The sequence below is a fragment of the Bradyrhizobium huanghuaihaiense genome (genome assembly GCF_007830635.1).
GTDB lineage: Bacteria > Pseudomonadota > Alphaproteobacteria > Rhizobiales > Xanthobacteraceae > Bradyrhizobium > Bradyrhizobium huanghuaihaiense.
On the sequence record NZ_VLLA01000025.1, the window covers coordinates 17977 to 33523 of the forward strand.

15 protein-coding genes are annotated in these 15547 nt (G+C 61.4%); 2 read left to right on the forward strand and 13 right to left on the reverse strand.

Features of this window, described 5'->3' with window-relative positions:
- The 8 genes from IQ16_RS35580 to IQ16_RS35610 form a co-directional block, all read right to left on the reverse strand.
- Complete coding sequence (locus IQ16_RS35580) at nucleotides 1-426, reverse strand: CopG family transcriptional regulator (protein WP_041957469.1); 426 nt, start codon at nucleotides 424-426, stop codon at nucleotides 1-3.
- A 6-nt stretch (nucleotides 427-432) separates the two neighbouring features.
- Nucleotides 433-2418, reverse strand: coding sequence for a conjugal transfer protein TraG (locus IQ16_RS35585; protein WP_041957470.1), 1986 nt, complete (start codon nucleotides 2416-2418; stop codon nucleotides 433-435).
- A 36-nt stretch (nucleotides 2419-2454) separates the two neighbouring features.
- Nucleotides 2455-4218, reverse strand: coding sequence for a relaxase/mobilization nuclease domain-containing protein (locus IQ16_RS35590; RefSeq protein WP_041957472.1), 1764 nt, complete (start codon nucleotides 4216-4218; stop codon nucleotides 2455-2457).
- 545 nt (nucleotides 4219-4763) lie between these two features.
- Nucleotides 4764-5519, reverse strand: a complete 756-nt coding sequence (locus IQ16_RS35595) for a transposase (protein ID WP_244464104.1) — start codon at nucleotides 5517-5519, stop codon at nucleotides 4764-4766.
- Entirely contained in the window at nucleotides 5516-5827 is a 312-nt protein-coding gene (locus IQ16_RS46355; protein ID WP_200890034.1) for a transposase, read from the reverse strand. The genes IQ16_RS35595 and IQ16_RS46355 overlap by 4 nt, the downstream gene beginning before the upstream one ends.
- 716 nt (nucleotides 5828-6543) lie before the next feature.
- Complete coding sequence (locus tag IQ16_RS35600) at nucleotides 6544-7374, reverse strand: lytic transglycosylase domain-containing protein (RefSeq protein ID WP_052435617.1); 831 nt, start codon at nucleotides 7372-7374, stop codon at nucleotides 6544-6546.
- Between the two features lie 2 nt (nucleotides 7375-7376).
- Nucleotides 7377-7889, reverse strand: a complete 513-nt coding sequence (locus tag IQ16_RS35605) for a S26 family signal peptidase (RefSeq protein ID WP_052435618.1) — start codon at nucleotides 7887-7889, stop codon at nucleotides 7377-7379.
- Entirely contained in the window at nucleotides 7886-8350 is a 465-nt protein-coding gene (locus IQ16_RS35610) for a DUF2840 domain-containing protein (RefSeq protein ID WP_041957475.1), read from the reverse strand. The genes IQ16_RS35605 and IQ16_RS35610 overlap by 4 nt, the downstream gene beginning before the upstream one ends.
- Nucleotides 8351-8628: 278 nt before the next feature.
- Between IQ16_RS35610 and IQ16_RS35615 the strand changes: the two genes are divergently transcribed.
- On the forward strand, nucleotides 8629-9678 hold the full coding sequence (locus IQ16_RS35615) for an IS110 family RNA-guided transposase (RefSeq protein WP_145832034.1): 1050 nt from the start codon (nucleotides 8629-8631) through the stop codon (nucleotides 9676-9678).
- Between the two features lie 587 nt (nucleotides 9679-10265).
- Here IQ16_RS35615 and IQ16_RS35620 read toward each other — a convergent pair.
- Together IQ16_RS35620 and IQ16_RS35625 are read right to left on the reverse strand one after the other, a co-directional pair.
- Nucleotides 10266-11147, reverse strand: a complete 882-nt coding sequence (locus tag IQ16_RS35620; protein ID WP_145832030.1) for a replication initiator protein A — start codon at nucleotides 11145-11147, stop codon at nucleotides 10266-10268.
- Between the two features lie 22 nt (nucleotides 11148-11169).
- Complete coding sequence (locus IQ16_RS35625; RefSeq protein WP_041957479.1) at nucleotides 11170-11451, reverse strand: helix-turn-helix transcriptional regulator; 282 nt, start codon at nucleotides 11449-11451, stop codon at nucleotides 11170-11172.
- A 1343-nt stretch (nucleotides 11452-12794) separates the two neighbouring features.
- Here IQ16_RS35625 and IQ16_RS35635 point away from each other — a divergent pair.
- Complete coding sequence (locus tag IQ16_RS35635; RefSeq protein ID WP_041957481.1) at nucleotides 12795-13031, forward strand: helix-turn-helix domain-containing protein; 237 nt, start codon at nucleotides 12795-12797, stop codon at nucleotides 13029-13031.
- Between the two features lie 55 nt (nucleotides 13032-13086).
- Here IQ16_RS35635 and IQ16_RS35640 read toward each other — a convergent pair whose 3' ends face one another.
- The 3 genes from IQ16_RS35640 to IQ16_RS35650 all read right to left on the reverse strand — a co-directional run bounded on the left by IQ16_RS35640 (nucleotide 13087) and on the right by IQ16_RS35650 (nucleotide 15492).
- Complete coding sequence (locus tag IQ16_RS35640) at nucleotides 13087-13404, reverse strand: DUF736 domain-containing protein (protein ID WP_041957482.1); 318 nt, start codon at nucleotides 13402-13404, stop codon at nucleotides 13087-13089.
- A gap of 543 nt (nucleotides 13405-13947) precedes the next feature.
- Entirely contained in the window at nucleotides 13948-14526 is a 579-nt protein-coding gene (locus IQ16_RS35645) for a hypothetical protein (protein ID WP_244464103.1), read from the reverse strand.
- A gap of 42 nt (nucleotides 14527-14568) precedes the next feature.
- On the reverse strand, nucleotides 14569-15492 hold the full coding sequence (locus IQ16_RS35650; RefSeq protein ID WP_041957484.1) for a DUF2493 domain-containing protein: 924 nt from the start codon (nucleotides 15490-15492) through the stop codon (nucleotides 14569-14571).
- Between the last annotated feature and the right edge of the window lie 55 nt (nucleotides 15493-15547).

Genomic DNA, 15547 nt, shown 5'->3' on the forward strand with positions numbered 1-15547 from the left:
TCAAGATTCTTCGGCCGCTTCCTGGCGGCGGATATCTTCTGGAATCTCGCGCAGAAAGCTTTGCCCTTTCTGCAAACGGCGCCCGAGCACCTCGACAAATCCTTCAAAGCGCTCCCGACCCTTTGCCTGGGCGGCCGTCTGCGCGTCATTGGGCAATGGCGGCGTTATTGTCAGCCAGAAGCGGATGAATAGGGCCAAGGTCTCTGCCGTTAGACCGATATCACGCTCCATCCGCTGCATTTGTCGCGAGAGGCGATCGAGACGACGGGTAAACGCTGCCTCTCGCCTGTCCGCTCCGTCCGGTGACAAAAACGAGGCAACGGCTGCCTCCACGATCGCAGACCGGGAAAGGTTTTTGCGATCCGCGAGGTCCGAGATCTGTTTCAGAAGCTCGGGCGGGAAATAGACGTTCATCCGATCGCGCATATTGCCTCAGAGCTCCATGCCGTCATTCGGATCCATGGCAACCTGGCGGGCGGCGCCACGCATCTGCTGACGAAGCAGTCGAGATTGGCGGACCGCGTCCTCATCGTCGTCAAGAACCACGGCGAATTCCTCGGCTGGGGCCGGCTCGGTTGTTTCCTTGGCTATCGCGACGTGATCGGGGAGTTCGGGCTCGCGACGGAGACCACTGTTCGCGGCGTCTTCCTCTGCTTGCCCCCTGTCGGTTGGATGCGGCGCAGGCTTCAGCGTTTCAAGCGTTGACCATCCGTCCGTTCCTGATGATGGACCGGATACCGTCGGATCGGGCGGTGGCAAGATCCGCTCGGTAAGCCGCCGATCCTCATAATAGCGAACCTTCTTCGCCCGGATCGGCGGTGTGCCCGCTACCATAACAATCTCGTCCATCGGCGATAGCTGCATGACCTCGCCCGGGGTTAGCAGCGGTCTCGCCGTCTCCTGGCGCGAGACCATCAGGTGTCCAAGCCAGGGGTTCAACCTGTGACCGGCATAGTTCTTCATCGCACGCATCTCCGTCGCCGTACCCAACGCGTCGGACACCCGCTTGGCGGTCCGCTCGTCATTTGTCGCGAAGCTGACGCGCACGTGACAATTGTCGAGAATCGCATTGTTGGGCCCATAGGCCTTCTCGATCTGATTGAGCGATTGCGCGATCAAGAAGCTCTTGATGCCGTACCCCGCCATGAAGGCGAGCGCGGACTCGAAGAAATCAAGACGTCCCAGCGCCGGGAACTCGTCGAGCATCATCAGGACTCGATGCCGGCGGTCGCGGGCGTGCAGATCTTCGGTCAGCCGCCTGCCGATCTGGTTTAGCACCAGGCGGATCAAAGGCTTGGTCCGCGAGATATCGGAGGGTGGCACCACGAGGTAAAGCGTCGTAGGGCGGCTGTTTGCGATCAGATCGGCTATCCTCCAGTCGCAGCGGCAGGTCACCTGGGCTACGACGGGATCGCGGTAAAGACCTAGGAACGACATCGCGGTGGACAGAACGCCCGACCGCTCATTCTCGGATTTGTTGAGGAGTTCACGCGCCGTCGAGGCGACCACGGGATGGGAGCCCTTCGCGTCAAGATGCGCGGTGGTCATCATCGCCTTCAGCGTCGCCTCGATCGGCCGCTTCGGATCGGACAGGAAAGCTGCGACGCCAGCCAAGGTCTTGTCTGCCTCGGCATAGAGAACATGGAGTATGGCGCCGACCAGGAGCGAATGACTGGTCTTCTCCCAATGGTTCCGCTTGTCGAGCGAGCCCTCGGGGTCGACCAGGACATCGGCGACGTTCTGGACGTCACGAACCTCCCATTCCCCGCGCCGCACCTCGAGCAGCGGATTGTACGCAGTGGACTTTGGATTGGTTGGGTCGAACAAGAGAACTCGACCATGCCGCGAGCGAAAACCGGCCGTCAGTTGCCAATTCTCACCTTTGATGTCGTGCACGATGGCCGAGCCCGGCCAGGCCAGCAACGAAGGAACGACCAAGCCAACACCCTTACCGGACCGAGTGGGGGCAAAGCACAAGACGTGCTCCGGCCCGTCATGGCGCAGGTAAACGTGGTCGAGCTTGCCAAGCACCACACCATCCGGACCGAGAAGCCCGGCCGCTCGAACCTCTTCCGCATCAGCCCAGCGCGCCGAGCCATAAGTCTCAACGTCCTTGGCCTCGCGCGCCCGCCACACCGACATGCCGATCGCCACCGCGATCGAAACGACGGTCCCTGATGCTGCGATGAAGGCCCCCTCGACAAAGACCTGCGGCGCATAGGCATCGTAGACGAACCACCACCAGAAGAAGATCGGCGGATAATAGATCTTGAAACCCCACAGTTCGAACCAGGGCCGCCCAAGCTCGGGCTGATAGCCAAGTCGCCAGGCCGTCCACTCGGTTGCTCCCCAGATGGCCAGCAAGACGATCAGGCCGACAACGATCACCTGCCCCCAGAGTATTTTGGTTCCGGACATTCCGAGCGTCCTTCCGCAACTGAATTGGTGAGATAGCTAGAGGCCGAGGTCGCGCTTGCGACCAAAGCCCCATTCAATACCACCGCCGTCCTTCACGAACCCGGTGACGTGTTGGCCGAGCCTCTTTTCTAGTTCGCGCGACCAGGGCACGAGCTGGAAGCCGAGACCATTATCGATCATGGCGAAGCGTCCCGAGGTGAGCGTCAGCCGCTGGCGATACGTGCCCGCCACATGCTCCCCGGAGGCAGCGTTCATATGAGGCAGGCCGATGTCGGCCGAGACTTTTGCGGCAACCTCGTCCAGTTCGCGTCGACGCAACGTCTTCAGGAGGTCTCGCTGCAGGGTGATGCGTTGGCCCTGCCGCCGCGCCAAGCCCTCCTGGATCAGATGCTCGGTCCGGGCCTCCATGGCGTCGCGGGTCTCGCGGCCAAATCCACCCATGGCAAGCGGCATGGGGTCGCGTTCGACCAGCCTGTGGTCGAGCCAAGTTGCCCCTCTTGCCTTGACCTGACCACCAAGATCGAGATCGGAACGGGCCGCGAGCACCACGGTGGGGCGCGGATCGCCGGGTGGACCGAAACTCCGGACTTCGACGATGCCGCCCATTGGCGGTGCATATTCGAACGCCTCGAGCCCTCGGAAGCGCACGTGGTGAGCGCGTCCGTCTGTTCCGTCGATCAGGGCATAGGCCTCCCCGGTCAGTTCGTCATGCAATCCGCGGTCGACCAGCCGTCCGATAATCTGGGCCGTCGGCCGTCCACTCTCAATGACGAAGTCGGCAACGCCGCGCGCTTCCCCACGCTCGGTGAAGGCGCGGTGCATGGTCTTGATGATGTCGCCGCGCATGCCGAGATCGCGCAAGCTGCGCTCGGCCTCGAGCCCGACTATCCATTCGCCTGGTGCAGCGGAGGTAGCAAGGCCCATCCTCTCTAGATGTTGAAGACGACCGATCATCAGGCGCCGGATCTCGGGATCGGACTTGCTCGGGTTCTCGGGGCGAAGATCGATAGTGCCGGTCTCATCGGCTGCCAACCGGATCTCCCGATCTAGCCGCGTCCATCGTTCCGCCGTGACTTCCCTCTCCAGCGAATTGCGGATCTCGTGCTCCGGTTTTGGACCCAGTTCTATGGCGACCAGTTCCTCGGCGCGTGACCGCAGGCCCTGGCTGATGTAGTCGCGGGAGATCACGAGATCTGCCCCTTCCTCGTCTACTCCCCGAACGAGAAGATGGACGTGGGGATTGTCGGTATTCCAATGATCGACAGCAACCCAATCGAGCCGCGTGCCGAGATCAATCTCCATTTGCTTGGTGAGGTCGCAGGTGAAAGTCCTGAGGTCGGTCATCTCGCCGGCATCCTCAGGCGAGACGATGAACCTAAAATGATGCCGGTCGTCCTTGCATCGTTCAGCGAAAGCCGCGCTATCGGCACCGTCACTGCCGGCATCGAACATCACGGCACGCTCACCGCTTCGGGTCACGCCATCGCGCTTCAGATATGAAAGATGGGCCGTCAGAGGCGCCGAGCGGAATGCTCGTCCTTTGTGCCGGACAACACGTGCCTTCACCACGACGCGCCGCGTCGGGCTGAACAACCGGCTGCGGCTGAACGCAAGCCTGCCGCGGCCAAACGTCGAGCGGCCATAAGCCGTGGAACTCCTGCCAGCCGCAGACTGACCAGAGGTGTGCCCGGCCTTCTTTGCCGCCCGCAGCACCTGGTTGATGAAGCTCTTCTGCTTCGGCGAGCGGGTATTGCGGATGCGCCCAGGCCGAATACGCAGGTCGCTATCGCCCACGCTCACGGGGCTTCCAAACGATTAAAAGCACGCACAGTGCCGAAAACGCCTTTGATTGCATTCGTAAAAATGCGAGGCGCGGCACGCGCCCCGACCGACCGGCACGCCAGAACCCAAGCCATGCCAATGGCTTGCGGTTCGACCGGCGAGCCCCTTTTATCTCGCCTTCCTAATCGGGCGGGCAACGTCAACTCATTCCTGCGCTTTTCTTCGACTCTTCGAACTCCAACCATGACCGACTCCCTGCACCAACAACGTGCAACTTCACCACAGCCGCGTACGCCACGTGCCTTCACCAGGCGGGGTCCATGCGTTCCTTCGCGTTCAGCACTTGGGCCGTCGCATGCTCTTCATCAGGTTCGTAAACAGGGCTGTCCAAGCAGTCCGGCGCTCTCGTCCCTGAAGGGCGGCAGCAGGCAAGAGATAGCGGACATTCCCCGTTTCGCGGCCCCGCCAGGGGACGCTCACCGCGCGCGCGGATCTCTAATTTCGCTCCTCCTCAACGTGCTGGGCGCAAACCCAGTGCTAATCCGTCGTTATCTGCACCGCGGCTACTGTGCAGGTCTCAACCGCAGCCGCTGCTTGATCTGGCGCCGAATCCGACGTGCAAGTCGGTCTCGCTGATCCACATTCGGTGCAGAATGCTTGCGAGCTTCCGCGCGACCGCGGTGATTGCGCACAACATGCTCGATCGTTTGGCGATCCGCAGGCCCCACGCTCGCAATGCCGACCATTTCCTGACCCCCAGCAAGCAGGCTTGCGGCCGCCTCGCAAAGCGCTTCGCGCACGGCTACGTCGCCCTGTTTGCTGATGCGCCCTTCGTAATCGATCGACGTGCCGGACTGGTGCCGCCTCGGCACCAAGCCGAAATGCGCGCCGACCGTTCGCGATCTGGTAAAGCGCCGGGGATCGTCGACGCCGACCTTGAACGACAGGGCCGCAACGGGACCGACGCCTGGAACCGTCATCAGGCGTCGGCAGATAGCATCATGCTTGACCACCTGCAGCAGCGCACGATGGAGCCGATCGTATCCCTCTAGGATGGCTCGGCGCGCATCCAGCATGGCCTCGATGGTCATAATTAAGATCGGATCGCTGCGCTCGAGCAGCTCGCGGACGCGGGCCTCGTAGGCACCGCGGGCGACGGCTCCGACGAGCGAACCACAGGCCCGCAGTGCTCCACGAATGTGGTTTTCGATGTCGATCAGTTTGCGCTTGAGTAGCTTCCGGCTGGCCAGCAGCGTGCGCATCTTCTGCACGTCGATGTTCTTGACATGAACGGTGCGATACCAGCCCAACCGCATCATCTGCACGAGGCCGCGCGCGTCATCCGGTCGTTCTTGTTCCGCATTGTCGACAGCGAAACGCGCATGTGACGCGCTTCGACGACAATGATCGGAAGCCCCGCGGGCTGTAGTTCGCGACACAGCCAGATGCCAAGCGATGACGCCTCGACTCCCACTCTCTCTAGGCGATCCGCGTAGCCCTCTACTGCGGAGCGGATCGCCCCTGGCTCGGTCATAACCTTGACCTCGCGAACGGTGAGACCCTCGCCATCGACGATGCAAAGACTGGTTTCCTCAAGAACGACGTCCAATCCAACGTAGAATTTCATCGGAGCTCTCCTGTGTGGCAACGACCACCTAAGTCGTTGCAGCGAGCTCCGGATTCGACCACACGGGCAGCTATCCCCGTGCACTGGTTTCTCGAAGCCCGATTTGAAGAGCCGTCCTGCCGTCGTGGTTCCCCGGCCGCTGATTCCCGCGGTCCAACTTCCAAGCCAACTCGGTGCTCGTGGCGATTTGCGACAAAATGCAGCTCGGGTCATTGCGGTAGATCCTTCCATCCCGCCTGCCCGAATACGTCGGCTGGCGGCCGATTCATTGCGAAAGAGCCACCGCGACTCGGCAGCCAACTTGAAAAGCCCACGCTGTTTGCCCGCGTTTGCGATAGCGATCGCTCCCCGAACGGTCGAGGCACCCGCAGGGTGGCTTGGTGAGGGGCGGAGCGACGAGTAGAGCGCGGGCCGAAGGCATCGCCCGTGTGCCATCAGCACGTTATTGTCCCACTCCCCCGCGCACTCTTGCCCGCGTGACCAAGGGTTCTTCAGTAGCAAACTCGAAAGTCTTAGCGTCATGATCGTGTTGCAGCGTCTCGAATGCAAACCGAATGTCCGTCACAGGGCGCCAGCGAACCTGGAAACTAACGGCTGATAGCACGAGCTGCCCGATGTGCAGCCGGCGAAGGCTTACGTCGTGTTTGCCAACTGCTCTCCCTCTTCCGCCATTTGCTCGGTGAAGCACGCCAAGGCCTGCGAACCCGCACACTTGGTCATTGCGATAATTCTGAATGCGATCGAGGGATGAACACGCCAATATGCTGGGGGACCATGGGCGAAACATCGGACGCCGAGATTGCGGTCGTGACACCGCTCGACGGCATGACCGCCAGCAACCGATCGCGCGTTTTCATGAGATCGGATCGCGTGACGAAAAGCGTCGCGGCTGCTGATGACTGTCCCCTGGACGTCCACCTCGGCGGCAGTTCAATGGCAAGCAGATTTGCAAGCTTTGCGACGTATGCTCGCGTCTCGTCTGGCAGAGAGCCGCCTGCGAGATGCTCTTCATAGCGAGATGGTCCCGCGTTGTACGCGGCAAACACGCCAGGCGAGCCATAGCGATCGAGCAGTTTGCGCAGATAGGCCGTGCCAGCCAGAATGTTGTCGTGCGGGTCGTAGGGGTCGTTCCCCAGATTGTAGCGCTCGCGAAGTTCCGCCCAAGTCGCCGGCATGATTTGCATCAGGCCCATTGCGCCTTTTGACGATCTGGCGTGCACGTCACCAGCACTCTCGATGCTTTGGACTGATCGGATCCAGTTCGGGGCAATCGCAAAGCGTTGCGAGGCTTCATTGATGAAGCCGGCAAACGAACGAGGGGCCTGACTGATCGCCGGCTGGGCGGTTGATCCGCTCTGGGCCAAACCAACACTGTCGAACGCGGTCAGCAGAAGCATCAGGGGCAAGGCAGCACAAACGCGCGTGCCCAACCGACCCAAGCACCCGGTCGGGCTCGCGCCAGCCTTGCAGACACCGATCGAGATGGAGGTATGATCCCGCAATCGATCGAATAACAGAATGGCAAGGAGAACACGTCGAATACGCACGATTACTCCTCCCACGTCCACACCGGCATCGCACGGCCTATCACGCTAGATGCCGGAAGACATCCAAAATAGCGGCCATCAAGAGAGTCGTCCGACTGCCAGTTCATCAGAAACAGCTCGCCGTCTCCGACGACGCGGCAGCCCTGCCATTTCGGCAGCGGCCTGCCTCGTCTGTCGTGATCCTTCGCCTCGCCCACCGCGACGTCGTCGACCGAAATCGTGAGACCGGTTCTGCAAACACTCTGCCCCGGAAGGGCAAGCACGCGCTTCAGCATGGGGACGCCAATGGGCAAATAGCCGTTAAGGTCGAGGAAGGTCGCGAGCGGCTCGGGCAGCTGCACGGCGACCAATTCAGTGACTTGGAATTGGTCCGCCGGTAAAAGGCGGTAGAGACCAATCGGCACGCTCGCGGATGCGTTCCAGATGTAAAGCGGAAGCGGCTCCAGGACGATCGTCCCGATGAGCGCAGCAGCCACGCCAATCGTCACGGCCAGCATCATTAGGCGGCCCGTCATCGGATCACCTTTTGGCGACGAAGCCAGGCCTGATGGCGCGCTTCCGTATATTGACGCGGGTTTTCGTTGACGGACAGGCGGTTATGAACGTGATGCCAATGATCAGGCGCGACAACAGCTGGATCGATGCCGAGTGCCTCAACGGCCTCGGTTATTTGTAGTACTCGCTCGACCTTCGGCCAGCCGGACAGACGCAGCAAAATCTCCCCGCCGGGTGTCACATAAGGGACGGTCGAGCAGCGCTGTCCCGGAGCGACCGCGCGCAAGATGTCGATGCGCGAAATGATTGTCCCAAAGTCGTTGGAGGTCCATCGGACGAAGCCAAAGATGCTGCCGGGCGCAAATGAGAGGACGCGCCGATGGCGATCAAGCTTCCGTTCCTTGACGATACGACCGAACCGAATCCGGTTTTCGATGCGCTTCTCGAGCCACAGCACTTCCACTTCGGTGAGATCGCTCATGCCGCCGGTCCCCAAGACTGAAAAAGGGCGACGTAAGCTTTGGCGACGGCGAAACACCTGTGCGGCTTCTTCGCACAAGCAGGATTGGCGGCGCGCCGTTGCCAGTTGGCTGCGATGCGGCTTGGGGTTTGTTCCGTTAGAGGGAATCCGAAAGATTTCTGGTTAGCCGGGGTACTGACCGGTGCCCCCTCGCCGGCCGTGCTGCTGCGAAAATGCCTCGCAACGATTCGCGAACGGAACGCGCGGTGCGTGCCGGCGATTGGCGGTGGAGGCGCATGATGGACTTCTATGCAGGGCTCGACGTGTCGCTGGAGGCGACGAACATTTGCGTGGTGGATGGCGACGGCAAGGTGGTGCGGGAGGCGAAACTCGAGACCGATCCGGACGCGATCGAGCTGTTTTTGGCCGAATGGGGCATTCACCTCAAGCGCGTCGGGCTGGAGGCGTTCTCGTACTCGGCCTGGCTGTTCACGGCGCTCGCCGAAAAGGGGCTCCCGGTGATCTGCATCGAGACCCGGCATGCCAAAGCAGCACTGAACGCGATGCTGAACAAGACCGACCGCAACGACGCCAAAGGCATCGCACAGATGATGCGGACCGGCTGGTTCCGCGCGGTCCATGTCAAGTCGGAGGCCGCGCAAACGCTGCGGGCGCTGCTGGTCGGGCGCAAGGCGCTGCTTGGCAAGGTGCTCGACATGGAGAACATGATCCGCGGCCTGCTCAAGCCATTCGGCCTGAAGGTCGGCGAGATCTCGGTCGGCCGCTTTGCAACTCGGGTGCACGAGATCGTGGCCGGGAAGAAGGAATTGGAAGCCATCGTCACGCCGTTGCTGGACGCCCGCAATGCGATGCGGCTGCAGCTGGCAAAACTGCACCGCCTGGCCCTGACGGCAGCGCGAAGCGACAGCGCGGTGCGACGGATGATGACGGTGCCCGGTGTCGGCGCGCTGGTGGCGCTGACATTCCGCGCCACCGTCGACGATCCGGCGCGATTCAAGAAATCGACCAATGTCGGCGCTCATTTTGGCCTGACGCCGCGGCGCTATCAATCCGGCCAGACCGATCGGATCGGCAGCATCTCCAAATGCGGCGATGAGCTGACGCGGGCGATGCTGTACGAGGCGGCGATCGCGATCCTGACGAGGATCCATAAGAACTTTAAGCTGCGGCTGTGGGGCCTGCGGCTGGCTAGGAAGAAGGGTCTGAAGCGCGCGGCGACCGCGGTGGCGCGCGCGCTCGCCGTGCTGCTGCACAAGATCTGGACCGACGGCACAACGTTCCGGTTTGGCGCCGGCGGCAAGCGCGGCCGGGTCGCTGCGGCGAAGTAAGGGCCTCCGCGACCCGGCCGCTTCCACGCGCGCCTTTTCCTTCCGCCACGGCGGAGCGGCGTCTCCCGGGGAGACGGGGTTTTGGGTGAGATCGCAACTTTTCTTGCCGGCGACTTCATGACGAATTTTGAAGCCATCACGCACGGCGCTGGTTAGCCTGACCGCCCATTCCTCAGATTCCGGCTTGTGGTGGCCGTCGTGCCAACCACGGATGTTAGCGAGTTCTCCTCGACGAGCGAGCTGCCGCACAAGGACGTGACGCGCACCAGGCGATGATGTTGACGTCAGCGATCGCGCAGACTTGCGCGCGATGGCGTTGGCGCGCGTGCATTGGCGACAAGAATCGCATTGCAGCGAGGCTCTGCGCATGAGAGAGTGGATGCATGAGGCATCCTCGTTGCACGCGCGGTCGACTTGTTCACAACGTACTGATTCACAACAAGAAGTTAGTGTCAGTATGTTAGTAAAGTTACAGCGGCTGGAAAGCTCGGAGAAACAAGCTCTTAAGGTCGATTCCAATCCCCGATAGCACGAGGATTGGGTCCCCGATAGCACGGGGGTTGCGGTCCCCGATAGCACGAGCTGATTCACAGGTTGTCCTCCGAATTTGTAATGAGACCGCGCCGGCGAAGGCGAGCCGTCAGGGGCATCAATAGGCGTGGTCCGAAGTTCAGTCGCTCGGTGCCATCAGGACCGCGCGCGAGCACGAGCTGGTAGCCGGGCAATGTCTGACACTGAACGATCTTACGTACGTCGTAAGCAAAGTGCTTGAGCGGCGAGAGGATGCCGTACTTGGCATGGAGATGCACAAGGTCAAAACTTCGGCCGCCATCCTGGCGTCCACCATGCTTTCGCACGAGCCGGTAGAGCCACCGCACAAGTCCGCCCGTCAGATGGAAATAAGCGCGATCAATCGTCAGTACGAGCGCGTCATCGATTACGCCCGCGTAGAACCAGTCCGGCAGGATTAGCTCGAGCCCAAATGCGCGACCATTTGCATCGGCCGTTTCCTTCCACTCGTTGATCCAGGAGAAGCGATGCCCTCGTCGTTTCGTTGGCTGGCGGATCGACGTCAGCACCGTCGTTGACTGAAGTCTATCTAGGCCCGCCTTGATCCGGTCATAGTCGCGTGCGCTGCTGCCGCGGCCGACGAACGTCAAGTTCTCGTAAGGCGTTGCAGCCATCAGACGCGACGTCTTGAGACCTGCGTCACGAGCTTCGACGATCTGAGAAGCAGCGCAGATCAGAACGTCTGCATCCCAGATGGTTGCCATGCCGTGTTCCGGCACGGCCTCGGCACGAATTGCGATCGCCCCGGCACGGAAATCGATCGGCACAGTTCGCTTTGTTTTTGCAAGCGAGAAGAACGGATATGCCATCAGATCCTGCGCATCGCGCGGCGCGAGATCGCCGGGCAACGCCCGAAAGAGCTCAAGCTGGTCGCGCTCGGAATGGCGATTGCGCCGCATGATTATTGCTCTCGCGCGGCAATCAGCGACGTTCCTGGCCCGCATACGGGCGCAGCGCCGGGTGCTTCTTGGCAGGCAGCACGGTCCCCTTGCCGGGGTCGGACGTTGACGTCTTAGCACCGAGGTCGGCCCACGCTTTCAGATCATCCAATGCGTAGACGACACGTCCGCCAATCTTCCGATACGTTGGACCGGTGCCGTATGTGCGGTGTTTCTCAAGCGTGCGTCCCGAGAGGCCAAGATAACGCGCGGCTTCCGGTGTACGCAGGAATCGCGAGGGTAGACCGGCCATCAGATCGGGCATTTGGGATCTCCAGAATGACGGTGCACCGCGTATGGCGGCGCCTGCGTGTGTGCGGTCATCATGGAGGAGCAAGTTCTCGGAGGGGGATGCCGAATATTGGGGGTACGATTTGCGGCACCCTAGGGGACTGCGCTACTCGTCCTCGCGACTGGCCGCAGGAGTTTGCGGTAACAACCGCGTATCCACGCGAGGCCGCCTTGCACCAAGGCGGACGTTCTATTAGGCACTTCATGCGTCTTCCAGGTGCGGGCGTGAGTGCGCTTTTGCCGAAGAGCGCTGCAGTAATAACGCGGTAACAGCCGCCAGCGCTGTGCGCATCAAGGGCGCGCCTCGCGGCGCTCAGACGGTTGCGCCGCCGGTTGATTAATGTGTGGAAATGCAGGGCTAGGCGCGCGTCCATTCATGGCGCGCCACGGCCGTCGGACTTGATGCGCACGTGCATCGAAATGGTTATCAAACAGCAATTTGGGTGCGTATGAGGCGCCCAGTACCGGACTTTGGACCAGACACGGGAATCTACGGCCCTGCTGCGCAGCACCGCATACAAGCCGTCGATGGCCATGGCGGACCTGGCTGGTTGAGAGAATCCAGCAGCGGACGTCGAACTGCCATCGACCGTCGAGGCGACCGTGACCCGAATGACCGCTGCTAGAACCTCGGGCGCCCCCAAAAATCGCCTGCTCGTCGAAGGAGCTCTACGGGTCACCGGCGAAAGCAGATGCCCCACCTCTCCTTGTTCCTCAGTCACTTTGCCATCTGACTACTGGCGATCATCACCTCATATTCGCGTCAATAGTCCGCATTGCAGCGAGGACATTCCCGAGCGATGCCCATGATGTCTTGTAGGCTCCTGTAGGATTCCGGGACCGCCCGTCGAATTCAGGCATTGCTTCCGCCCTATTGCACACAGCCAACAAAGGATTGCGCCGGTGAACGACGCGGTTGTAGGAAGCCCCTAGTTTGGCACACGTGGAGCACCGGAATGACTACTGGTTAGAAAGAGAGAATGGTTCTGTCTGCAAGTCGGCAGCCGACGCCTTTCTTCTATTTCGAGCCGGTGCACACAAGTGTCGCCCGTAAGCGCCGGCCATTCGGCGCACTGTCCGCCATTTCTGGATCGAGGGATGGCTACAGCATCACACCCGGTTTGAAATGCGAAGAATCTACGCCATGGTCTGGTCGCAACCTAGACCCGCGTTGTCCGGTAGAATTGCGGATTTCTTTTGAATCCGTTCGGTAAGGTACGCCACCAAGATCGGCCGCGCACGGCATCACCACCATTAGTACATTTGGATGCGAATTGGATCCTAGAACGATCGTTCCGGCTCAGTTCCCCTATCGCCATGGATATCAAAGAGATCATGGCCCTCAGCCTGCGTCGGAAACACCACGATCTACAAATGACGCAGGAGGAACTGGCCGAGCGCGCGGGTTTAAGCGCCTGTTACGTCGGCGCAATCGAGCGCGGCGATGTATCAGCAAGCGTCACGGTGCTCGGGCAAATTGCTGAAGCATTGGGAGTCGACCCCGGGGACCTGCTCAAAAAGGCCTCGCCGCTTAGCAAATCGAAAGCCGCCTGAAGCCTGCCGCGAAGGGCCCCGCCCGGCGTACCGGACGGGGCTTGGTCAGGCGCTCTCACTCACTCTTGCGAGGCCGGGACCAGAGCAGCGTGTAGCCTTCGCCGCCTTCGTCATCGAACAGGTTCGCGTAGATCGGCGCGTTGAAGGAGGGATCGTCGAGCTTGAGCGAAAGGTAGTCGCGGCCTTCCTCGGAGCGCTTCGACCAGGCTGCCCCAATCTCGGCTCGGCCCACATAGACGCGGTGGCTCGGCGCATTGTCGTTTGAGCGGTTGGCGTCGGTGACGATGCGGACGCCCTTGGCCTGCAAGCTCAGGGTGATAATCTCGCCCTGGAAATCGTTGCCGACCTTCTTGAAAGAACCGATGTTAGCCATGTCACTTCTCCTGTTGTGTTTCGAGCCCGCGACCACCGCGGCCTCGATGGCGACCTGAAGGCCGGGGACGATCGGCGACGCACCCTCGCTTTGAGGGCCGTAGCGCAGCGGAGGACGCCTTGGTTGAGACTTTCTTGTCTCGCGAGGAATGGGCGCAAGCCCAGGGGAAGAAAGTCTCAATCCAGGGCGTTGCGGCTCAGACGATCGAGGCGAAGCCGGTCTCGGCCAGACCGAGCCATCAACGAGGCCACGTGAGTCCGCGTGCTGAACCGCAATGCAGAGATGACGTTGCGTATCCCGGTTCTCCTGAACAAGAGGTCCCAATGATTGGGCGTGCAAAGAGAAGCAATCTGCTGCAAGGGGCGGTTTCGTCTCCAAGCAACTGATAAAGGAGCCGTCCGCCGCCGCAACATGCCCGATGATCCGCATGGCCGGTTGACGACGCCCGCGACGTGCGGCAACTACGTCTCGCACAAGCCCGGCGATCGCCCTGTCAGCGGGCCGATCTATGCGAGCCCAACCGGTGATGAAGGGCATAACCGGCTATCGTTTGTGCCCGGCCGTTGCAGGCGCTGGTTGCGACAGCTTGGCAGCTTGCCCATTCGGCTCGAGCGGGCAGGTTTCCGCCAATGCCATCAAGCGGGCCCACGCCGTGCAGCACGTGCAAACTGCGCCCATGCAGGCAAAGACCTGACGCCAGGCTGGCGATGGCACGCCGATATGAGACAGTGCGAGCGCTACCTGATAGCCGGCGACCGCGGCTGGGATAGAGAATGCCGTCGCGATGAGGATACGCAGTATCAGAGATCGGCCGGCGGCAAGGGTGAACTGGCCAACCACAAGCATGAGCGCTCCGCTTCCGGTCCCCACAAGAAGCGCGCCAAGGAGGCCGGCACCGCCTTGGAATGTGATCATCCCGACATTCAACGCGATGAAAAACGGCAAAGCATGGACCGCCAGCGCAAAGATCGCCCAGCAGAACAAGCCGATGCCAAGCGTATTGAGAACAAGCCCAAGCGCGAGCATGGTGGTGGCTCCCTCCATAGGTTTATGGGTTGCGCCTTCCACCACCACCGCGGCGCACACGAATCGTTGGACGCAAACAAGGCGGAGTTGCGGCACGCACAACTCCGTTTCGTGGTTCGGGCGTCATCAGGACGGCGCTCACGCGCCGCCGAACTTCCAGACGGGAATGCCGAAGCGCTTTGCTTTGTCGGCGAGATTGTCCTGGATACCCGTGCCCGGAAAGTGCATCACCCCGATCGGGAGGAGCTCCAGCATGGCATCGTTACGCTTGAACGGTGCCGCCTTGGCGTGCTTGGTCCAGTCGGGCTTGAAGGCGATCTGAGGCACCTTGCGATTGGTCGCCCATTTCGAAGCGATCAGTTCGGCGCCTTTCGGCGAGCCGCCATGAAGCAGGACCATGTCGGGATGCTTGGCGCAGACCTTGTCGAGGCGATCCCAGATCAGATGGTGATCATTGAAGTCAAGCCCGCCGGTGAGTACGATTTTTGGTCCGGGTGGTAACATGACCTCGGTTTCTGCGCGACGCTTGGCTGCAATGAAGTCGCGGGAGTCGATCATGGCTGCGGTGAGGGTGCGATGGTTCACCAGGGATCCCGATCGGGGTCGCCAGGATGAGCCCGTATGTATCTCGAAACGCTCGATCGCCTGATCGCGGAAGAGCTCAAGGCAATGGCGCCGTTCGATCAGGGTGATGCCTTCCGCCACGAGGCGCTCGAGTTCGACCGATCGGACCTCCGAGCCGTTCTGCTCGCGCGAGCTCTTCTGCTGCGCCTGTTCGTTGTCATCGAGTTGGCGCCCAATGCGGTCTACTGCACGATGGAACAGATTGACGGTCGACCAGAGGAGATCGCCAAGGTCCGGCTCGAGTCGCGTGTCGCTCAAGGTCGCAACGAGGGCATCGAAGATGTCGGCCACGGCGCCGGTGATGAGCTTGCCCTCGGGAAGCGGCCGCGGATCGGGCTCATCGTCGAAGGGGCGATAGCCGAAAAGCTGGAGTTCAGTGAGAAAGTGATTGATCGGAGATGCAGTGGATTGCGGTTCGCTGTCGTGATGGTCGGTCATGTCTGGGATCCTTTGCCGGAACGGCCGCGCCCATCGCGGCCTTCGTGGCGATCAC